Origin of the sequence: Klebsiella sp. K5-204 (genome assembly GCF_030128585.1) — a bacterium.
Taxonomy (GTDB): domain Bacteria; phylum Pseudomonadota; class Gammaproteobacteria; order Enterobacterales; family Enterobacteriaceae; genus Klebsiella; species Klebsiella quasipneumoniae.
Genome location: NZ_JAKUZS010000005.1, coordinates 424,846 through 442,177, shown reverse-complemented (window position 1 = coordinate 442,177; position 17,332 = coordinate 424,846). Strand labels below are relative to the sequence as shown.

General features: G+C 57.0%; 15 protein-coding genes. 11 read left to right on the top strand and 4 right to left on the bottom strand.

The features are described 5' to 3' along the window. The first annotated feature begins 87 nt into the window (after window positions 1-87). The 5 genes from MKR05_RS15960 to MKR05_RS15940 all read left to right on the top strand — a co-directional run bounded on the left by MKR05_RS15960 (window position 88) and on the right by MKR05_RS15940 (window position 5,401). A complete protein-coding gene (locus MKR05_RS15960; RefSeq protein WP_004178959.1) occupies window positions 88-1,029 on the top strand; it encodes a D-ribose ABC transporter substrate-binding protein in 942 nt (313 codons plus the stop codon). A 10-nt stretch (window positions 1,030-1,039) separates the two neighbouring features. Beyond that, window positions 1,040-1,648, top strand: coding sequence for a DUF2291 family protein (locus MKR05_RS15955; protein ID WP_044521536.1), 609 nt, complete (start codon window positions 1,040-1,042; stop codon window positions 1,646-1,648). Continuing rightward, window positions 1,648-3,174, top strand: a complete 1,527-nt coding sequence (locus MKR05_RS15950) for a sugar ABC transporter ATP-binding protein (RefSeq protein WP_044521535.1) — start codon at window positions 1,648-1,650, stop codon at window positions 3,172-3,174. Before MKR05_RS15955 ends, MKR05_RS15950 begins: the two co-directional genes overlap by 1 nt. Before the next feature lies 1 nt (window position 3,175). Beyond that, on the top strand, window positions 3,176-4,264 hold the full coding sequence (locus tag MKR05_RS15945; RefSeq protein WP_004885708.1) for an ABC transporter permease: 1,089 nt from the start codon (window positions 3,176-3,178) through the stop codon (window positions 4,262-4,264). A gap of 153 nt (window positions 4,265-4,417) precedes the next feature. Next, window positions 4,418-5,401, top strand: a complete 984-nt coding sequence (locus MKR05_RS15940) for an Rpn family recombination-promoting nuclease/putative transposase (RefSeq protein ID WP_048296995.1) — start codon at window positions 4,418-4,420, stop codon at window positions 5,399-5,401. Here MKR05_RS15940 and MKR05_RS15935 read toward each other — a convergent pair. After that, the gene (locus tag MKR05_RS15935) at window positions 5,391-6,341 is read right to left on the bottom strand and encodes a sugar-binding transcriptional regulator (protein WP_004885703.1); all 951 of its coding nucleotides are present in this window, start codon (window positions 6,339-6,341) and stop codon (window positions 5,391-5,393) included. The two genes, MKR05_RS15940 and MKR05_RS15935, sit on opposite strands and share 11 nt — an antisense overlap. 311 nt (window positions 6,342-6,652) lie before the next feature. Between MKR05_RS15935 and MKR05_RS15930 the strand changes: the two genes are divergently transcribed. The 4 genes from MKR05_RS15930 to MKR05_RS15915 are packed head-to-tail and all read left to right on the top strand — an operon-like array spanning window position 6,653 to window position 11,393. Then, complete coding sequence (locus MKR05_RS15930; protein ID WP_004885699.1) at window positions 6,653-7,483, top strand: transketolase; 831 nt, start codon at window positions 6,653-6,655, stop codon at window positions 7,481-7,483. Next, entirely contained in the window at window positions 7,476-8,426 is a 951-nt protein-coding gene (locus MKR05_RS15925; protein WP_044521532.1) for a transketolase family protein, read from the top strand. Before MKR05_RS15930 ends, MKR05_RS15925 begins: the two co-directional genes overlap by 8 nt. A gap of 34 nt (window positions 8,427-8,460) precedes the next feature. Continuing rightward, window positions 8,461-9,879, top strand: a complete 1,419-nt coding sequence (locus MKR05_RS15920; RefSeq protein ID WP_284118322.1) for an L-fucose/L-arabinose isomerase family protein — start codon at window positions 8,461-8,463, stop codon at window positions 9,877-9,879. 14 nt (window positions 9,880-9,893) lie between these two features. After that, window positions 9,894-11,393, top strand: coding sequence for an FGGY family carbohydrate kinase (locus MKR05_RS15915; RefSeq protein WP_048296991.1), 1,500 nt, complete (start codon window positions 9,894-9,896; stop codon window positions 11,391-11,393). Between the two features lie 62 nt (window positions 11,394-11,455). On the opposite strand, the gene MKR05_RS15910 is transcribed toward MKR05_RS15915, so the two are convergent. After that, window positions 11,456-12,061 (bottom strand): glutathione S-transferase family protein, encoded by a 606-nt coding sequence (locus tag MKR05_RS15910; protein ID WP_044521529.1) that lies wholly within the window; start codon window positions 12,059-12,061, stop codon window positions 11,456-11,458. 254 nt (window positions 12,062-12,315) lie between these two features. Here MKR05_RS15910 and MKR05_RS15905 point away from each other — a divergent pair, with 254 nt between their 5' ends. Further along, entirely contained in the window at window positions 12,316-13,209 is an 894-nt protein-coding gene (locus MKR05_RS15905; RefSeq protein WP_284118321.1) for a LysR substrate-binding domain-containing protein, read from the top strand. On the opposite strand, the gene MKR05_RS27045 is transcribed toward MKR05_RS15905, so the two are convergent. After that, window positions 13,206-14,462: a mechanosensitive ion channel family protein gene (locus MKR05_RS27045; protein ID WP_023288762.1), complete on the bottom strand. Its 1,257-nt coding sequence runs from the start codon at window positions 14,460-14,462 to the stop codon at window positions 13,206-13,208. The two genes, MKR05_RS15905 and MKR05_RS27045, sit on opposite strands and share 4 nt — an antisense overlap. A gap of 225 nt (window positions 14,463-14,687) precedes the next feature. On the opposite strand from MKR05_RS27045, the gene ivy reads away from it, so the two are divergent. After that, window positions 14,688-15,134: an Ivy family C-type lysozyme inhibitor gene (gene ivy / locus MKR05_RS15890; protein ID WP_023288761.1), complete on the top strand. Its 447-nt coding sequence runs from the start codon at window positions 14,688-14,690 to the stop codon at window positions 15,132-15,134. Between the two features lie 46 nt (window positions 15,135-15,180). On the opposite strand, the gene betT is transcribed toward ivy, so the two are convergent. Then, a complete protein-coding gene (gene betT / locus MKR05_RS15885; protein ID WP_284118319.1) occupies window positions 15,181-17,214 on the bottom strand; it encodes a choline BCCT transporter BetT in 2,034 nt (677 codons plus the stop codon). Window positions 17,215-17,332: the final 118 nt, after the last annotated feature.

Sequence of the window (17,332 nt, the reverse complement as noted above, 5' to 3'; positions counted from 1 at the left end):
CAAACCGTAGACAGTTCTGGCTGGCCGCTTTATGGTTACATTGAATAATAAATCATTGTTGAATATATATTCAATGCGGAGATAATAATGAAAACTACCCTGATAAAGTCTGTTCTGTTTGCCTCCATGATGGCCGCATCTGGCTCACTTTTCGCCGCCGATAATGGCCTGATCGCAATCATTACCCCTTCACATGATAATCCGTTCTTTAAAGCCGAGGCTGACGGCGCAGCGGCGAAAGCGAAAGAGCTGGGTTACAGCACCCTGGTCGCCTCGCACGACGATGACGTCAACAAACAAAACCAATTGATTGAAACGGCTATTGCGCGGAAAGCCAAAGCCATCATCCTGGATAACGCTGGCGCGGATGCCACCGTCGGCCCGCTGGAAAAAGCAAAAGCGGCAGGTGTGCCGGCATTTTTAATCGACAGAGAGATCAATAAAACCGGCGTCGCCGTGGCGCAGATCGTCTCTAACAACTATCAGGGCGCCCAGCTTGGCGCGGAAAAATTCGCCAGCCTCCTCAACGGTAAAGGCAAGTATGTCGAACTGTTAGGTCGTCAGTCCGACACCAACGCCAGCGTCCGCTCGCAGGGTTATCACGATGTGCTGGACGACTATCCGGAAATGAAAATGGTCGCCCAGCAGACGGCGAACTGGAGCCAGACGGAAGCCTTTACCCGTATGGAAGCTATTCTGCAGACGAATCCGGATATCGTCGGTGTGATTTCCGGCAACGATACCATGGCGCTGGGGGCGGAAGCGGCGCTGAAAGCCGCAGGTAAAAACGACGTGATTGTCGTCGGCTTCGACGGCAGCGACTACACGCGCGACTCGATACTCAAGCAGGGCAACATTAAAGCCACGGTTCTCCAGCCTGGCTGGAAGCAGGCGCAAATGGCCGTGGAACAGGCGGACTTTTTCCTCAAGAACGGGAAAGCCCAGAAAGAAGAGAAGCAGTTGATGGACTGCATCCTCATCGATAGTGGCAATGCGAAAAAACTCAACATGTTCAACCTCAGCGAGTAAGGCGGAAATGATGCGGTTAAAACAATGGGGCGCCGTGCTGATGGGCTGCGCCGCCCTGTTGCTGACGGCCTGCACGGTGGTGGACTTAGATGAGAATGGCAAGCCAGTGCTGCCTGCCGACCCGAACGCGAAACCCAGCTTCGACCATCTCACCCCGCAGCAGATCGCGCAACAAACCTGGCAATCTCGTGTGATTGACGCAGCGAACCAACATGCGCTGGACGCGACTGCGCTGGAAAAAGTGCGCCAGGCGTCTGGCGCTACGCCACAGAGCGTCTTTGTCCGCCTGAACAGCGAGGTGACCGGGACTGACGTCAGCAACCCACGCGAGCAAAAGCTCAAACTTACGCTACACGGCCAGCCGTTGGTCGTGCAATTAGGTCCTGTCATGCGAGGCAATGCCATCCGCGATGCCAGCGGTTTCAAATTTGAAGACTTTACCAACCAGGTGCAGTTTGCGCAGCTTTCACGCGCCTACAATCGAGAGGCTATTAAACAGTTGCCGAAAGTGGACGCGAGCTGGACAGGCAAGCCTGTCGATATTCTCTTTGCGGTCACGGTTATTAACGGCAGTCTGCAGGATGCGGCCGCTCTTCAGCTAAAACAGGAGGCGCGCTGATGGCCAGTTCACCCGCAGAGGATATCATTTTACGCACCCGTGGTATTTCGATGTTGTTCCCCGGCACGGTGGCGTTGGATAACGTCGACTACAACGTCTGGCGCGGCAAAGTGAACGTGATCATCGGCGAAAATGGCGCCGGTAAATCAACACTCATGAAAATTCTCGCCGGTGTGCAACAGCCGAGCCTGGGTGAAATGGAGCTCAACGGCAACATAGTCCATTTCTCCAGCACCCGCGAGGCCGCCGCCCACGGCATTGGTATGGTCCACCAGGAGCTGAACCTGTTTGAAAATCTTAGCGTCGCGGAAAATATCTTTCTTGGTCGCGAGCTACAGCGCGGGCTGACGCCAATTAACGAAGCAGAGCAGGAACGACAAGCCGCGGAGCTGTTGCAGCGACTCGATCAGCCGATCTCGCCGCGGGAGCTGGTGGGTAACCTGAAGGTCGGTCAGCAGCAGTTGGTCGAAATAGCCAAAGCGCTGGCGGAAAATGCGGACATTCTGATCCTTGATGAGCCCACTTCAGCCTTAAGCAAAACCGAGGTGGATATCCTGTTTCGGGTCATCCGCGAACTGACGCGTCAGGGGGTGTCCATTATCTACATCTCACACCGTCTGGAGGAGCTGATGGCCATCGGCGACGTCATTACCATACTGCGTGACGGCAAATTCCAGGCGGAGGCCAGGGTGAGTGAAATTGATGTGCCATGGATCGTCCGTGAAATGCTGGGCAGCGATCCGGTAAGCCATTTTCTTCCCCCGGATCGCCGCTTCGGCGCCCCACTGCTGGAAGTGGAGAACCTGACCTGCGTGAATGCCGCGGGCAATACGGTGGTGGATAACGTCAGTTTTAAAGCACATGCCGGTGAAATTATTGGGATCTACGGTCTGATGGGCGCCGGGCGAACCGAGCTGTTTGAATGTCTGCTGGGGACAGCGCGCCACTACTTTGGCAAGATCTGGCTGGACAGCAAACCGGTTCCCCAGCGGTTAACCACGGCCGAACGTATCCGCATGGGCATGAGTCTGGTGCCGGAAGATCGTAAGCGGACCGGGATTTTTCCCATCTCGTCAGTCGCCAGCAATCTGACCATTGCCAGCCTGTGGCGTCGTCTTCAGCGCGGGTTAACCATTGCCACTAAAAAGGAAGAGGCCGTCGTCGCCAGCACGATTGGCAATCTCTCCATTAAGGTCTCATCACCAGAGGTCGAGATCCAGGCGCTCAGCGGCGGCAATCAGCAAAAGGTGGTTATTGGCCGTTCGCTGTTAACCAATCCGAAGGTGCTGTTTCTTGACGAGCCTACGCGCGGAATCGACATCGGCGCCAAGGGGGATGTGTTTCGCATGATGGTGCAATTGTCGCAGCAGGGAATGGCGGTGGTGTTCTCCACCTCCGATTTAAAAGAAATCATGGCGGTCTCTGACCGTATCCTGGTGATGTCAGGCGGCAAACTGACCGCCGATATCGTTCGTGACCAGGCCGAAGAGTCGGCGCTGGTTTCAGCAAGCGCTCAGGGGTTCTAAGATGAAAATGACACAATCGGTCGCACTGGCGCCGCGCGGCGGAGCCTCTCTCTCCCGTGAAAATATCCTGCTGTTGTTATTAAAACTGCGCACCTTTATCGCGCTGTTCCTGATTGTCGGCTTCTTCACGATGACCGTGCCCGGTTTTTTATCCGCTGGCAGCATGGTGATTATGATTAAACACATTGCGATTAACGCCTTTCTGGCGTTGGGGATCACCTTTGTCATTATCACTGCCGGTATCGACCTTTCGATTGGCGCTACGCTCGGTCTCTGCGGAATGATAGCCGGCTGGCTTATCACCAAAGGGATCGTCTTGCCGATGTTCGGCATCGCCATTTTTCCAAGCGTGTGGGTCATTGTGCCCCTGGTGCTGCTGATAGGCGCGCTGATTGGCGCCGTTAATGGCTGGATCATTACCCGCTACAATGTGGCGCCGTTTATCTGCACCCTCGGTACCATGTATGTGCTCCGCGGAGCCGCGATGCTGACCTCTGATGGCCAAACCTTCCCCGGGCTCGCGGGCAATCCGCAGCTGGGCAACACGGGTTTCGATGAAATTGGCGCAGGTGCGCTCTTTGGCATCCCGTGGGCCATCTGGCTGATGATCCTGCTGGCGCTGATCATCGCCTATATCGCGCGGCGTTTGCCCTTTGGCCGCCATGTTTATGCGATCGGTGACAATGAGCGCGCCGCCGAGCTCTCCGGCGTGAAAGTGAAGCAAATTAAAGTGCTGGTCTACACGCTGTCCGGTTTTTGCGCCGCCATTGCCGGGATAGTGGTCTCCGCGCAGCTGCTGGCCAGCCATCCGGCTAACGGTACCGCTTTTGAGATGAATGCTATCGCCGCCGTCGTACTGGGCGGAACATCACTGGCCGGCGGCCGGGGAACCATCCTGGGTACGCTGATTGGTGCGTTTGTCATCGGTTTTCTCGCCGACGGGCTGGTGATGATGGGGGTGAGCGAGTTCTGGCAGATGGTCATCAAAGGGATCGTGATTATTGTGGCGGTCATTATCGATCAGATGCAAAACCGGATGCAGCAGAAGGCGGCGGTGGTCGCCCAGAAAGCGGTCATGGAAAATAAGTAACCGCAAGACCTCCTGTGGCTCAGACCACAGGAGGCGAGACTGACTCACGATGCGCCTTTCTCCGAGGCGCTTCGCAAAACCTCATCGAAAAATCCTGCCCGACAGCAAGCGGTGGTAGCATCCCGCCACTCTGCTCTGCCAGGCAAGGAAGCCATGAAAAAACGTCCTCACTCGACCCCGCACGACAGTCTGTTTAAGCGCTTTCTGCGCGACAGCGAAACCGCACGCGATTTTCTGGATATTCATCTGCCGCCCGCGCTGCGGCAACTGTGCGACTTAAGCACTCTGCACCTGGAATCCGGGAGCTTTGTTGAGGACAACCTGCGCGCCAGCTATTCCGATATTCTCTACTCTCTGCAGACCAGCAAGGGAGAGGGCTATATCTATGTGGTCATTGAGCATCAGAGCACCCCGGACAGCCATATGGCATTCAGACTCCTGCGCTATGCCCTCGCGGCCATGCAACAGCATCTTGATCGCGGCCATAAAGCGCTGCCGCTGGTAATTCCCATGCTGTTTTATCATGGCAGCATTTCTCCCTATCCCTTTTCACTGTGCTGGCTGGATGAGTTTCCACCTGACTCACCGGCAAAACAGCTTTATCTCGGGGCCTTTCCGCTCGTCGATGTGACCGATATTCCCGACGACGCCATATTACAGCATCGGCGGATCGCGCTTCTGGAACTGGTCCAGAAACACATCCGTCAACGCGATCTTAGCCATATCCTCCAGCAGTTGGTGGAGGTGGTGCTGATGGGATACACTGACCACCAGCAGTTCAAAACGTTATTTACCTATATGTCGCTGCATGGTAATAGCGCCGACCCGGATAACTTTATCGACCAGCTGGTCGAACGTCTGCCGCAATATGAGGATACCCTGATGACGATTGCCGAGTACCTGAAGCAGAAAGGTCGCGAAGAGGGAAAACAACGCTGGTTACAGCAAGGCCAGCAAGAGGGGCTTCAGGAAGGTTTACAGGCGGGTGAGCATCGCGAAGCCTGCCGCATCGCGCTGATGATGTTAGAGAACGGTATGGACACTGAAACCGTGTTGCGGATGACTCGCCTCAGCGCGGACGAACTGGCGACGCTGGCACGCCAGGCACGCCAGTCTCCACCCCCGCTTAGCCCTTAATTAACGCGCGCGCGGTCGGGAAGTCGGTGATCAGGACATCAATATAGTCGCCCTGCAACGCGCCGCGGATGGCGTTCTCTTTGTCCACGCCGCCGGCCAGCGCAATCACCTGCGGACAGCGACGAATTTGCTCAAGCTCCATCCCGATCACCGGATCCTCATCCTGGCTCAGTACCGGTTTGCCCGCCGCATCATAGTAATGCAGGCAGATATCCCCCACCGCGCCGCGCTCCGCCAGCAGCTGGAGCATGCTTTCATTATAATAGTTACCGGAGTTTTTCAGCAGCTGCGAAGGCTCCAGTTCACCAATACCGACGATGGCCACATCCACCTCGGCAAATTTCGCCACCACCGCCGCGACGTCCGGGCTGTTTACCAGACGGCTGCGCTCCTCCACGGAGTGCTCAATACTCTGCGACGGCAACAGCCACGCCGGGCAGCCTAAATGCGCCGCCAGCTGCTGGGTTAAAATGGTAGCCTGCACGTTGCCGTTGGGACCGACACCGCCCAACAGCTGAATCACCCCGGCGGCGCGAATATTCTGCGGATGCATCTCATCCACCATGCAGCGGATCGTACTGCTCCAGGACGAGATCCCCACGAGGTCTTCCGGCCGCAGCCGCGTTTCGACATAGTGCGCCGCCGCGCTGCCGATGGCATGCTTTACCTGGCTGTAACTGGCATTCTCGCCCACATCCACGACTATCGCTTGTCGAATGCCAAAACGCTCCTCAATCGCCTTTTCCAGATCGACAAAAATGTTTGTCGGCTGGACTACGGTAATTTTCACCAGCCCCTCTTTCTGGCAGCGGGTAAGCGCCCGTGAAACAAAAGACTGGGACAGATGCAGCAGCGAGGCGATCTCGGACTGCTTTTTATTCTCGCTGTAGTAAAGCGTGGCTATCTTCACCAGCAACCGCTGTTCATCCTGCTTCGACATGGCATTCCCCTCTGTTTTCTGCTCGTTATTTTTATGCATCATTGAATAGATAACAAGCGCAGCGCCCTTTTCCCGACGATCCAAATGTGATCGTTTTCTCCTTTTTTAGAAAATAGGCCGTACAAATCGTGGACAAACCCCGTCGCAGGGCATATCTTACCTATGTGAATAATAAATCAGTAGTGAATATATATTCAATCACTTATTAATACCTTGTTTTGTCGACGATAAAAGGTAGTCAGGATGGAAAGTGTTTTTTTACCCTGCTGGAATATTTATTCATACAAGAATTTACTTTCAAGAGGTGTTTTATGAATCCGTTTTCACTCTCCGTTAAGGAGTTAGAACAAAAAGCACGCGCCATCCGCCGCCGCATCATCGTCTTAAATGCGGAAAGCCCGGCAGGCGGCCACACCGGTGCAGATTTGTCACAAGTCGAACTTCTGACCGCCCTCTACTTTCGCATCCTTAACTGCTCTCCTGCGCTAGAAAAGAGCGACGAGCGCGATATTTATATTCAATCGAAGGGGCACGCTGTCGGCGGTTACTACTGCGTGCTGGCCGAGGCAGGCTTTATCCCCCTTGACTGGCTGGCAACCTATCAACACGCCGACTCGCATCTGCCTGGACATCCGGTGAAGCACAAGACGCCGGGTATTGAGCTCAATACCGGCGCATTGGGCCATGGTCTGCCCGTGGCGGTAGGCATTGCGCTGGCAGCGAAACGCGATAACAACCCGCGTCGCGTATTTGTCGTCACCGGCGATGGCGAACTGGCGGAGGGCAGCAACTGGGAGGCCGCGCTGGTCGCCGCCCACTACCAGCTGGATAACCTTATTATTATCAACGACAAAAATAATCTGCAGCTGGCCGGTGCGACCAAAGAGATCATGAATACCGACCCGCTGGATGAAAAATGGCGCGCTTTCGGCATGGAGGTCACACAGTGCAACGGCAACGATATGGCGGAGGTGGTCGCCACCCTTGAGCGCTTGCAGCCGAACGGGAAACCACACGTCGTGATTGCCAATACCACCAAAGGCGCAGGTATTTCATTTATTCAGGGAAGACCCGAGTGGCATCACCGGGTACCGAAAGGAGAAGAAATTGAACTGGCGCTGGAGGAACTGAAAGATGAGTAATAGCGAACATCTCGCCACGGTGATGGTGAATGCCTTTATTGATGCCGTAGACCGCGGCGTGGATCTGGTGCCAGTAGTGGCTGACTCCACCTCAACGGCGAAAATTGCCCCATTTATCAAAAGATTCCCTGGCCGGCTGGTCAACGTCGGCATCGCCGAGCAGACGCTGGTTGGCGCTGCCGCCGGCCTGGCGCTGGGGGGTAAAGTGGCCGTGACCTGCAACGCGGCGCCATTCCTTATCTCACGTGCCAATGAGCAGATTAAGGTCGACGTCTGCTACAACAACACCAACGTCAAACTGTTCGGGCTGAACGCGGGCGCCAGCTACGGTCCGCTGGCCAGCACTCATCATAGCATTGACGATATCGCCGTTCTGCGCGGTTTTGGCAATATTGAAATTTACGCGCCGTCCAGTCCCGGCGAGTGCCGACAGATTATCGATTATGCCCTTGCCCACATCGGGCCAGTGTATATCCGCCTCGATGGTAAAGCGCTACCGGAACTGCATGACGAACATTACCGGTTTATTCCGGGCAACATTGATGTGCTGCGTTCGGGGCGCGATGTTGCGTTGGTTGCCATGGGCTCAACGGTACATGAAATAGTGGAAGCCGCCGCACAACTCGCTGCAGAAGGTATTGACGCCACCGTTATCAGTGTCCCATCTATTCGTCCTTGTGATACCCAGGCGCTACTGAAGGCAATACAGTCCTGTCCGGTCGCGATCACGGTGGAAGAACACAACGTCAACGGCGGCGTCGGGAGTCTGGTGGCGGAAGTGCTGGCCGAGGCCGGGTGCGCTATCCCGTTGAAACGCTTAGGTATCCCTGACGGGCAATACGCCATTGCCGCCGATCGCGCCGCCACGCGCGCGCGCCATGAAATCGATGCCGCCGGGGTGGCGAAGCACGCCCGCAAGCTGCACACAAAAAAAGCATCCTGAAAAATAACAAGAACATCTTACTGGAGAGAACGCAATGTCCCGTATTCCTCAACAACTCACCATGGGCGTCATTATTGGCAATCGGGGATTTTTCCCCAGCTATCTGGTCGCCGAAGCGCGCGAACAGGCGGTAGCCCTGTTTAGCCGCCTTGGGATTAACACCATTATGCTTGATCCATCCCAGACGGAACTGGGTGGCGTGGAAACCCGGCAGGATGCCAAAATTTGCGCCGAGCTGTTCCGCACCCACCGCGACAACATTCACGGTGTCGTGGTGCTGTTACCCAACTTTGGTGATGAAAAAGCCATCGCCGAGACGCTGCGCCTCTCCGGTCTCAACGTCCCGGTGCTTATTCAGGCCGAAGAGGATAATCTGGATAAAATGGGGTTGTCGACGCGCCGCGATAGCTTCTGCGGCAAAATTTCCCTTTGCAACAACCTGCGCCAGTACGGTATCCCGTTTACGCTGACCACCCAGCACGTTTGCGCACTTAGCGGCGAGGTGTTTGAGCAGGATCTCCGGCGCTTCACGCAGATATGTCGCGTGGTAAACAGTATGCGCGGTGTACGCGTTGGCGCGATTGGCGCCCGTCCTGCGGGCTTTAACACCGTGCGCTACAGCGAAAAACTGCTCGAACGTTTGGGCATCGCAGTGGAAACGTTAGATCTATCCGAGGTATTTACCCGGATTAAGTGCCTGCGTGATGACGATATTCGTGTGGATGAGAAGCGCCGCCTGCTGATCGATAATGCCGACGCCAGCGGTATTCCGGCAGATAAACTGATCACTATGGCAAAACTGTTTGTGGTCCTGAGCGAGTGGATTGTTGCCAACGATATCGACACCACCGCGATTCAGTGCTGGACCTCACTACAGGAAAATCTGGGGATTAACGTCTGCTCCATCATGAGCGTGATGTCCGGACAACTGATGCCAAGCGCCTGTGAAGTCGATGTCATGGGTGCGCTCTCCATGTATGCGCTCGCCAGCAGCAACCTGAGCCCCGCCTCGATCGCGGACTGGAATAATAACTTCGGCGACGATCGCGATAAATGTGTGCTGTTCCATTGCGGGAACTTTGCCTCGGCCAGTCTCGAGTCGGCGCACATGGGAACGGCCGATATTATCGGCACCACCGTCGGCAAAGAAAACACCTGCGGTGCCGTGCATGGTCGCATGAAAAGCGGCGCGCTGACCTATTTTCGCCTCAGCACTGACGACCTGACTGGCGAAATCAAGGCCTACGTCGGCGAAGGCCAATCGGTTGACGATCCCCTGGATACGGTAGGCTGTCGGGCGGTCATTCAGGTTCCCCACCTGGAAAATCTGCTGTCGTGGATCTGCCGTAACGGCTTTGAGCACCATGTCGCGATGAACCATTCTGCCAGTGCTTCAATTCTGCACGAGGCGTTTACGCGATACCTGGGCGTGTCGACCTATCTCCACCAGTAAGGCCGGAGGCCGCTATGTCGGTAAACAAGGATATTATTATTGCCCTCGATGAGGGCACGACCAATGCCAAAGCCGTTGCCTTCGATAGCCACGGGCGGGTAATCGCGCAATTTTCCCGCGCGCTTGAGATCGCTACGCCTCAGGAAGGATGGGTAGAACAGTCAGCGGAGCTTCTGCTTGCCGCGTCGCTGGAGGTGATTTCTCGCACAGTGGCCGCTGTTGGCGCGGAGCGTGTGGCGGCCCTGGCGATCAGCAACCAGCGCGAAACCGTCGTGGGCTGGTATCGGGAAACGGGCGAGGCCATAGCGCCCGCCCTGAGCTGGCAATGTTCACGTAGCGCCACATTTTGCCGCTCGCTGCGTGAACAAGGCCATGAGCCGCAGATCAAGGCGGTAACCGGTCTGCCAATCGCCCCGCTCTTTTCCGCCTCGAAAATGCGCTGGCTGTTGGACCACACGCCGGATGGCCTCAACCGGGCGAAAGATGGCGAGATTTGCCTCGGTACGGTGGATAGCTGGCTACTCTGGCACCTGACGCAAGGCCAGCAATTTTGTTGTGATTACGCGAACGCGTCTCGTACGCAGCTCATGAATCTGCAAACAGCGGACTGGGATACCGATATGCTCGCCCTGTTTGGCATTCCGCGGGCAGCACTCCCGGTGATAAAACCATCGAGCGGCCTGTTTGGTTACACCGCTGGTTTAGCCACCCTCCCTGATGGGATCCCGGTAATGGCGATGATTGGCGATTCACATGCCGCCCTTTTCGCCCACGGTCTGGGCGCTGCCGGTTGCGTTAAAGCTACTTACGGTACAGGAACCTCGGTGATGGCGCCCGTCGATTCGGTGGCGTGTCACGTCAGCAATCTCGCCACCACGGTGGCCTGGCACGACGGAGAAAAGCTGGTCTATGCACTAGAGGGGAATATTCCCCATACTGGCGATGCGGTGGCGTGGATGGCCGACAGTACGGGCTTGAGCGAACTCTCTCCCGTTGAGCTGACCCAGGCGCTGAATGCTCTGCCTCGCTCGGTAGACTCCACCTTAGGCGTCTTTTTTGTACCTGCCCTCACCGGCATGGGGGCGCCCTGGTGGGACGAGAATGCCCGCGGACTGATCCATGGGTTAAGCCGGGGGGTGAAGCGTGCCCATCTCATTCGTGCCGCGCTCGAGTCTATTACCTACCAGATTGCCGATGTAATCACTGCGATGCGTGCCCATCATAGCTTTACGCTCAACACGCTGCTGGTGGATGGGGGCCCCACCAAAAACGACTGGTTAATGCAGTACCAGGCCGACCTGCTGGGTTGTCCGGTGATGCGCAGCGATGTGGCCGAGCTGTCAGCGACCGGTGCGGCACTGCTGGCGCGTAAAGCGTTGCACAAGCTGACGGTGGCAGAGCTTCAGCCCTTTTTGCCAGAACACATCACTTATGCGCCAGACCCGCTCCGGCATCATCGGATTGTGCAGCGATGGCAGTCCTGGCAACACGCGGTGACGCTGGCAAGACGCTGAGCGCAACCCAGCCGGGCGATAACGTCTTCGTCCGGCTGCAATCCAACGCGCCATCCCCGCCGTTAACTCAGCGGATACTGTTGAAACGCCGGCAGCGCCTCTCCTTTCTCCGCCAGCGCGCGGATATGCGGAAACGCCGTTGCCGGCACCACCGTCGGGATCATCAACTGGATAAAGGACCAGACCACCGTGCTGGTGACCAACACCTGGTCCGGCTGCACGGCGGCAACGCGGTCTGCCAGCCGGGCGTCCCATTCCCGACAGGCGGCGAGCAGTTGACCGGTCACCCGGGCTATCCACGGCTGATGCTGCTTCTCCTCCGGCCGCAGACGGTGCTCATAAACATGCTGGACCGCTTTTTCACTGGCGGCGAGGATCACCCCCAGCAGGTGCAGGTCGCGGGCCAGCGCCTCGGGATGCGCGGGAAGCAACCGGCGTCCGGCGGGATGGGTCGTTTCGAAATAGTGGAGGATCAGCGTGGAGTCCATCAGCTGTGTCCCGTCATCGAGAACCACCGTCGGCGCCTTGACCACCGGATTAATACGGGAGAATTCATCAAAGCCGCTAAAGACCGACAGCGGCAGGCTCTCGAATTCCACGCCATAGAGCGCCAGAGAAACCGCCACGCGTCTTACATAAGGTGAATCCATCATACCAATGAGTTTCATCGTCACTCCTGCCTGCGATAAAGGGGTTGCTGGCTTACCTTACTGGAAAACCCGCCCCGCGAATATCAGGGGATGCTTACCGCAAAGGTTAGAAAAACTAACAAATTAGCGCCACAGGGTAGTCCGCCTGTCTCCCCTGTGTTATACCGACTGAGAGCGCCTGAAGCCCGTCCACTGTCTGCTCGCAGCGGCTTTAAAACCCGCTAACCCGGTAGTAACGTTAACGTATTGACGCCCTGACAAGAGAGATCACCATGGCAGATTTTCCCCCTGTCGCCAGCCTGCGCAGCTTTGAGGCGGTGGCGCGCCTCGGCAGCGTGACGCAGGCCGCCCACGAGATGAGCGTGACCCATTCGGCGGTCAGCCAGCACATCAAACAGCTGGAAGCCCTGGTCGGCGTCACACTGTTTGTCCGCCACGGCCGCGGGGTGCGCATCACGGAAGAGGGGCGGCTTTATGCCCTGCAAATCCGCGAGGCGTTACAGCACATCGCCGACGCCACGCGGATGGTGCAGATCAAACCCCGCACGATGGAACTGACCCTGGCGACGCTCCCCTCCTTTGGCTGCCACTGGCTGCTGCCGCGGCTGGCGCGCTTTCAGGCGCGGCATCCGCAGATCGCGGTGCGCCTGCTGACCAGCCTGGAGGTGGTTAACCTGCAGCAGGAGGGTATCGATCTGGCCATTCGCATGGGGCAAGGCGACTGGGAGGGGATGGAAAGCCGACATCTGTTTGCCGATGAACAGCTGGTGGTGGCCGCGCCGCACTATCGCGGCGGCGACCTGCCGACCACCCCGCAGGCGATCGCCGCCAGCGATATCGTTTTTTCCATGGAGTCCTGGAACGCCTGGTGCAGCCAGGCGGGGCTGGAAAAGACAATCATTCCTGCGGGCCTGCGCCTGAACGACTCCAACCTGGTGCTGGAGGCGGTTCGCCTGGGAGCGGGCGTGGCGCTGGAGCGGCGCTCGCTGGTGGCGGGGGCGATAGCCCGCGGCGAGCTGGTGCAGCTCACCGCCGTCACCGTCCCCTACCCCTGGCACTACTGGCTGACCGTCTCCCCGCAGGCGGAGAACCGCCCGGAAGTCGCCCGATTCATCGCCTGGCTGGAGGAGGAGATCGCCCTCTGGCGCCAGCAGCTCAGCGCTTAGCCTTCCGCCGACGGCGGCAGGCCCGCCCGGGCGGCGTGCTCCTGGGAGAGACGCCAGAAATCGTGCCCGGCGGGATACTGATAGAGGCGCAGGGAAAATTGCCCGGCCACCGCGGTAATGTACTCAAATATCGCCGACTGGGTATTCTCGTAGTCTTTCCACAGCGTCGAAGAGGTGAAGCAGTAAATCTCCAGCGGGATGCCCGACGGCGACGGTTTCAGCGTCCTCGCCACAATATACATCTCCTTAATAATATCCGGTCGCTCGGCGAGATAGTGCATCAGGTAGTGGCGAAACAGGGTCAGGTTGGTCAGGCCGTTATCGACAAACCAGCGGTCCGCCACGCCGCCGGGATCCCGACCGTCAAGCAGCGTGGTCAGAGGCTCGCTTACCCCGCGGATAGTCAGCATCGAGGAGAGCATCTCCTGGTTGAGAAAACGCACCGAGTGCTGATCGATGGCGATACTGCGCATGATCCGCCGCGCCCCGGAGGAGAACATCGCCTGCCAGTTGGTATAGGTCTCGGTGAGGAAATTCTTGGTGGGAATACGGGAAATGGTATTGTCCCAGTTACGGATGGTAATGGTGTGCAGCGCGATATCCGTCACCTCACCGCTGAGGTTCTTGTCAGGCATTTCAATCCAGTCCCCCAGCTGGAGCACGTCGTTGGACGACAGCTGAACGTTCGCCACCAGCGACAGCAGGGTATGCTGGAAGACGATCATCAGCACCGCCGCCACCGCCCCCAGACTGGAGATAATAATGATCGGCGATTTGTTCGACATCACGGCGAGGATCATAATCGCCGCCAGGATGTGGACTAAGATTTTGCCTATCTGGATATAGCCCTTAATGGAATGATTTTTACGTTTGGTTTTTCGCAGATAAGAGCTGTTGACAATATCCAGCATCTCGTTGAAAAACACCGACATAAAAATAAAAAACAAGATCCCGCAGATGGTATTAATCGCCGTCACCAGCGATGCCGGCATCGCCGGCATAAACTGCAGAACGTAATAGACGATAATAACCGGAATGAAATTGGACAGCTTTTCGGCGATGCGTCGATCCTTCTCCAGCGGCACGTCCTGTTTATGGCTACCAAAGAAGACCTTACGCACCACTTTAATCAGCAAGAACTTGCATAAAAGGTGGGCAAATATGCCAGAGAGCAGCAGCAGAATAAGGTTAAATCCCACCGCCAGCGCCGGATTACTCTCAATAAACGTCAGTAGATGATTCACATACGCCATGCTTTATCGCCTGAATAACTATGCCATTTCGCTAACTGCTTTATCACAAGGGCATATATTGGAAAATTTTAATCAATCCGCATCATGGCATATCGCTTAGCGTAACGTCCATGCGCGCACCGCTGCTAATCATTCACGGGATTTATGTCATAGTTTGCATTAATCATTATCTACGCTCACTATAAAGAGGCTTGTTATGAGGACGGAATAAGTCCAGGAGGAAACATGTTTAAAACGCTTACCGCTATTATCGCCTTAGCCGCCTCCGCCAGCGTCATGGCGCAAGGCGACGTCACGCTGAACAGTCTGGCCCACGATACCGCCACCCGGGCGTCGTTTAACCAGATGGTCAAAGGCCATCAGCTGCCCGCCTGGGTGACCACCGGCGGCACCGGTTCGCCGGCGCAGACGGTGAAGCTGGGTAGCGAATCCTGGCAGGTGTTAAGCGCCTGCAAACCCCACGACTGCGGCCATGAGCGTATCGCGGTGATCTGGTCGGAAAAAACCAAACAGATGTCAGGCGTTTACTCGGTGGTCGATGAAAAAACCGACCAGGAGAAGCTGACCTGGCTTAACGTCAGCGACGCCCTGTCCATTGATGGCAAAACCGTGCTGTTTGCCGCCCTCAGCGGCAGCCTCGACAACCATCCGGACGCTTTTAACTACCAGTAACGGCCCGTCGCCCCCGTCAGTCTTTCCCCGACGGGGGCTCCCCTGACTAGCCATCCGGGAACATCACGCTGTTCCCCGGCGCTTCCCTGTGCAGATGGATAAAGTTCAGGTGCCGCTCGTACTGGTCGAGAATATCGGTGATCACCTGCTCTTTGCTGTAGTCCATCAGGTCGTTACCCTGGCTGCCCTCCAGCAGGAAGGTCTCCAGCCGGTAATAGGTGGATTTCCCGCTGCGCGCCCGATAGGTAAAGCCCGGCACCGAGTACTGCTGCGGCCAGATCTTGTAGATAAAGTTCTGCTCGTCGCCCATGTGCACCAGCAGATCGAGGTGACCAAGGTTCTCGCCCTCTTCCGGCGGCAGGCTCTTCAGTTCCACCGCGGCGCCGCGCAGCCGCAGCTCCTGGGCAACCTCCTCCATCGCCGGGAAGCACACCGTCTCCATCATCTGTTTGGTATAGCGCGTGCCCGGGTAATTCATCAGCCGCGACAGGCGCTTCTTCCAGCTCAGCCGATCCTGCAGGCCGAGCGGGCGCGGGGCAGTGTCGCGGCTGGCGCTGACCCGGCGGTAATCTTCCACCTTCAGGGACTTATACAGTCCGGCCATCACGAAGAAAATCACAAAGCTGAACGGCAGCCCCATGATCACCGTGGTGTTCTGCAGCGCCGAGATGCCGTTGGTCATCAGCATCCCGAGGGTCAACAGACCGATAGCCACCGACCAGAAGATGCGCAGCCAGTTCGGGGAGTCGCTGTTGATGTCCTTCAGCTTCGAGGTAAAGTTTCCCAGCACCAGCGCGCCGGAGTCGGCAGAGGTGACGTAGAACAGCAGACCGGTAATGGTCGCCACCGACGCGCTAAAGGTAAACGCCGGATACTGCGCCAGCAGGCTGTAGAAGCCGCGCTCCGGGTGGAGCATCGCCTCCCCGGCAAAGGCCGCGTCGCCGTGGATGATCTCATACAGCGCGCTGTTGCCGAACACCGACAGCCACACCAGGGTAAAGGTGAACGGAATAATCAGGGTGCCCATCACAAACTGGCGGATGGTGCGCCCGCGCGAAATGCGCGCCAGGAACAGGCCAACGAACGGCGACCAGGCCACCCACCACGCCCAGAAAAAGAGCGTCCAGTTGTTCATCCACTCCACCGGGCGGTCGAAGGCGAAGCTGTTCAGCGTCATGCCCATAAAGCGGTTGACGTAGTCGCCGACGTTCAGCACTAACGCATTGAGCAGGAAGGAGGTATCGCCCATGAACAGCACGAACAGGATCAGCCCCAGCGCGAGGGCGACGTTCAGCTCGGAGAGCACGCGGATGCCCTTGTCCACCCCGGAGGTGACCGAGATGGTGGCGATGATCACCGACAGCGCTATCAGGGCCGCCTTCGCCGCCAGCGAGTCAGGAATATCGAACAGCACGCTCAGACCGTAGTTGAGCTGCACCACGCCAATGCCGAGGGTGGTGGCGATGCCGAAGATGGTGCCGATCACCGCCGCGATATCGACGCTGTGGCCGATGGGGCCATTAATCTTTTTTCCGAAGATAGGATAGAGCGCCGAGCGGATGGTGAGCGGCAAATTATAACGATAGCTAAAGTATCCCAGCGCCATGCCCATCAGGGCATACATCGACCAGCCGGTGAGTCCGTAGTGGAATAGCGTCCACACCATCGCCTGGCGCGCCGCCTCGATGGTCTGCCCCGCCCCTTCCGGCGGCTGCATATATTGCGTCACCGGTTCGGCGACCGAGAAGAACATCAGGTCGATGCCGATCCCGGCGGCGAACAGCATCGCCGCCCAGCTCAGCAGGCTGAACTCGGGCTTAGACTGCTCCGGCCCGAGCTTCACCGAGCCGAAGCGCGAACAGGCAATGCAGACGACGAAGACGATATACAGCGTCGCCGCCAGCAGATAGTACCAGCCGAAGGTTTTCGACACCCAGTCCAGGGTGCGCCCAATCCACTCGGCAGAAAAATCGCGAAAAAAGATCGTCATCAGGGAAAACAACAAAATCAGTCCGGCCGAGGTATAAAAAACCACCGGATTGATTTTGTCCTTTTCTCTGTTTTGCGAAAGATCTGTCATCCAGTATCCCCACTGTTTTTGTAACTATTAAAATTCAATAACGTAACAATTAAGACACATTTTATATTGAACGTCCAATCAAAAACCGCTTTAATAGTTAACCAACGCTGATGAATGG

What these genes read in the sequence shown, in the direction of transcription:
- MKR05_RS15925 (WP_044521532.1), top strand. Translation starts at nt 7,476, where the DNA reads ATGAGTAATAGCGAACATCTCGCCACGGTGATGGTGAATGCCTTTATT.
- ivy (WP_023288761.1), top strand. Translation starts at nt 14,688, where the DNA reads ATGTTTAAAACGCTTACCGCTATTATCGCCTTAGCCGCCTCCGCCAGC.
- MKR05_RS27045 (WP_023288762.1), bottom strand. Translation starts at nt 14,462, where the DNA reads ATGGCGTATGTGAATCATCTACTGACGTTTATTGAGAGTAATCCGGCG.
- MKR05_RS15945 (WP_004885708.1), top strand. Translation starts at nt 3,176, where the DNA reads ATGAAAATGACACAATCGGTCGCACTGGCGCCGCGCGGCGGAGCCTCT.
- MKR05_RS15955 (WP_044521536.1), top strand. Translation starts at nt 1,040, where the DNA reads ATGCGGTTAAAACAATGGGGCGCCGTGCTGATGGGCTGCGCCGCCCTG.
- MKR05_RS15910 (WP_044521529.1), bottom strand. Translation starts at nt 12,061, where the DNA reads ATGAAACTCATTGGTATGATGGATTCACCTTATGTAAGACGCGTGGCG.
- MKR05_RS15950 (WP_044521535.1), top strand. Translation starts at nt 1,648, where the DNA reads ATGGCCAGTTCACCCGCAGAGGATATCATTTTACGCACCCGTGGTATT.
- MKR05_RS15940 (WP_048296995.1), top strand. Translation starts at nt 4,418, where the DNA reads ATGAAAAAACGTCCTCACTCGACCCCGCACGACAGTCTGTTTAAGCGC.
- MKR05_RS15905 (WP_284118321.1), top strand. Translation starts at nt 12,316, where the DNA reads ATGGCAGATTTTCCCCCTGTCGCCAGCCTGCGCAGCTTTGAGGCGGTG.
- betT (WP_284118319.1), bottom strand. Translation starts at nt 17,214, where the DNA reads ATGACAGATCTTTCGCAAAACAGAGAAAAGGACAAAATCAATCCGGTG.
- MKR05_RS15915 (WP_048296991.1), top strand. Translation starts at nt 9,894, where the DNA reads ATGTCGGTAAACAAGGATATTATTATTGCCCTCGATGAGGGCACGACC.
- MKR05_RS15960 (WP_004178959.1), top strand. Translation starts at nt 88, where the DNA reads ATGAAAACTACCCTGATAAAGTCTGTTCTGTTTGCCTCCATGATGGCC.
- MKR05_RS15920 (WP_284118322.1), top strand. Translation starts at nt 8,461, where the DNA reads ATGTCCCGTATTCCTCAACAACTCACCATGGGCGTCATTATTGGCAAT.
- MKR05_RS15930 (WP_004885699.1), top strand. Translation starts at nt 6,653, where the DNA reads ATGAATCCGTTTTCACTCTCCGTTAAGGAGTTAGAACAAAAAGCACGC.
- MKR05_RS15935 (WP_004885703.1), bottom strand. Translation starts at nt 6,341, where the DNA reads ATGTCGAAGCAGGATGAACAGCGGTTGCTGGTGAAGATAGCCACGCTT.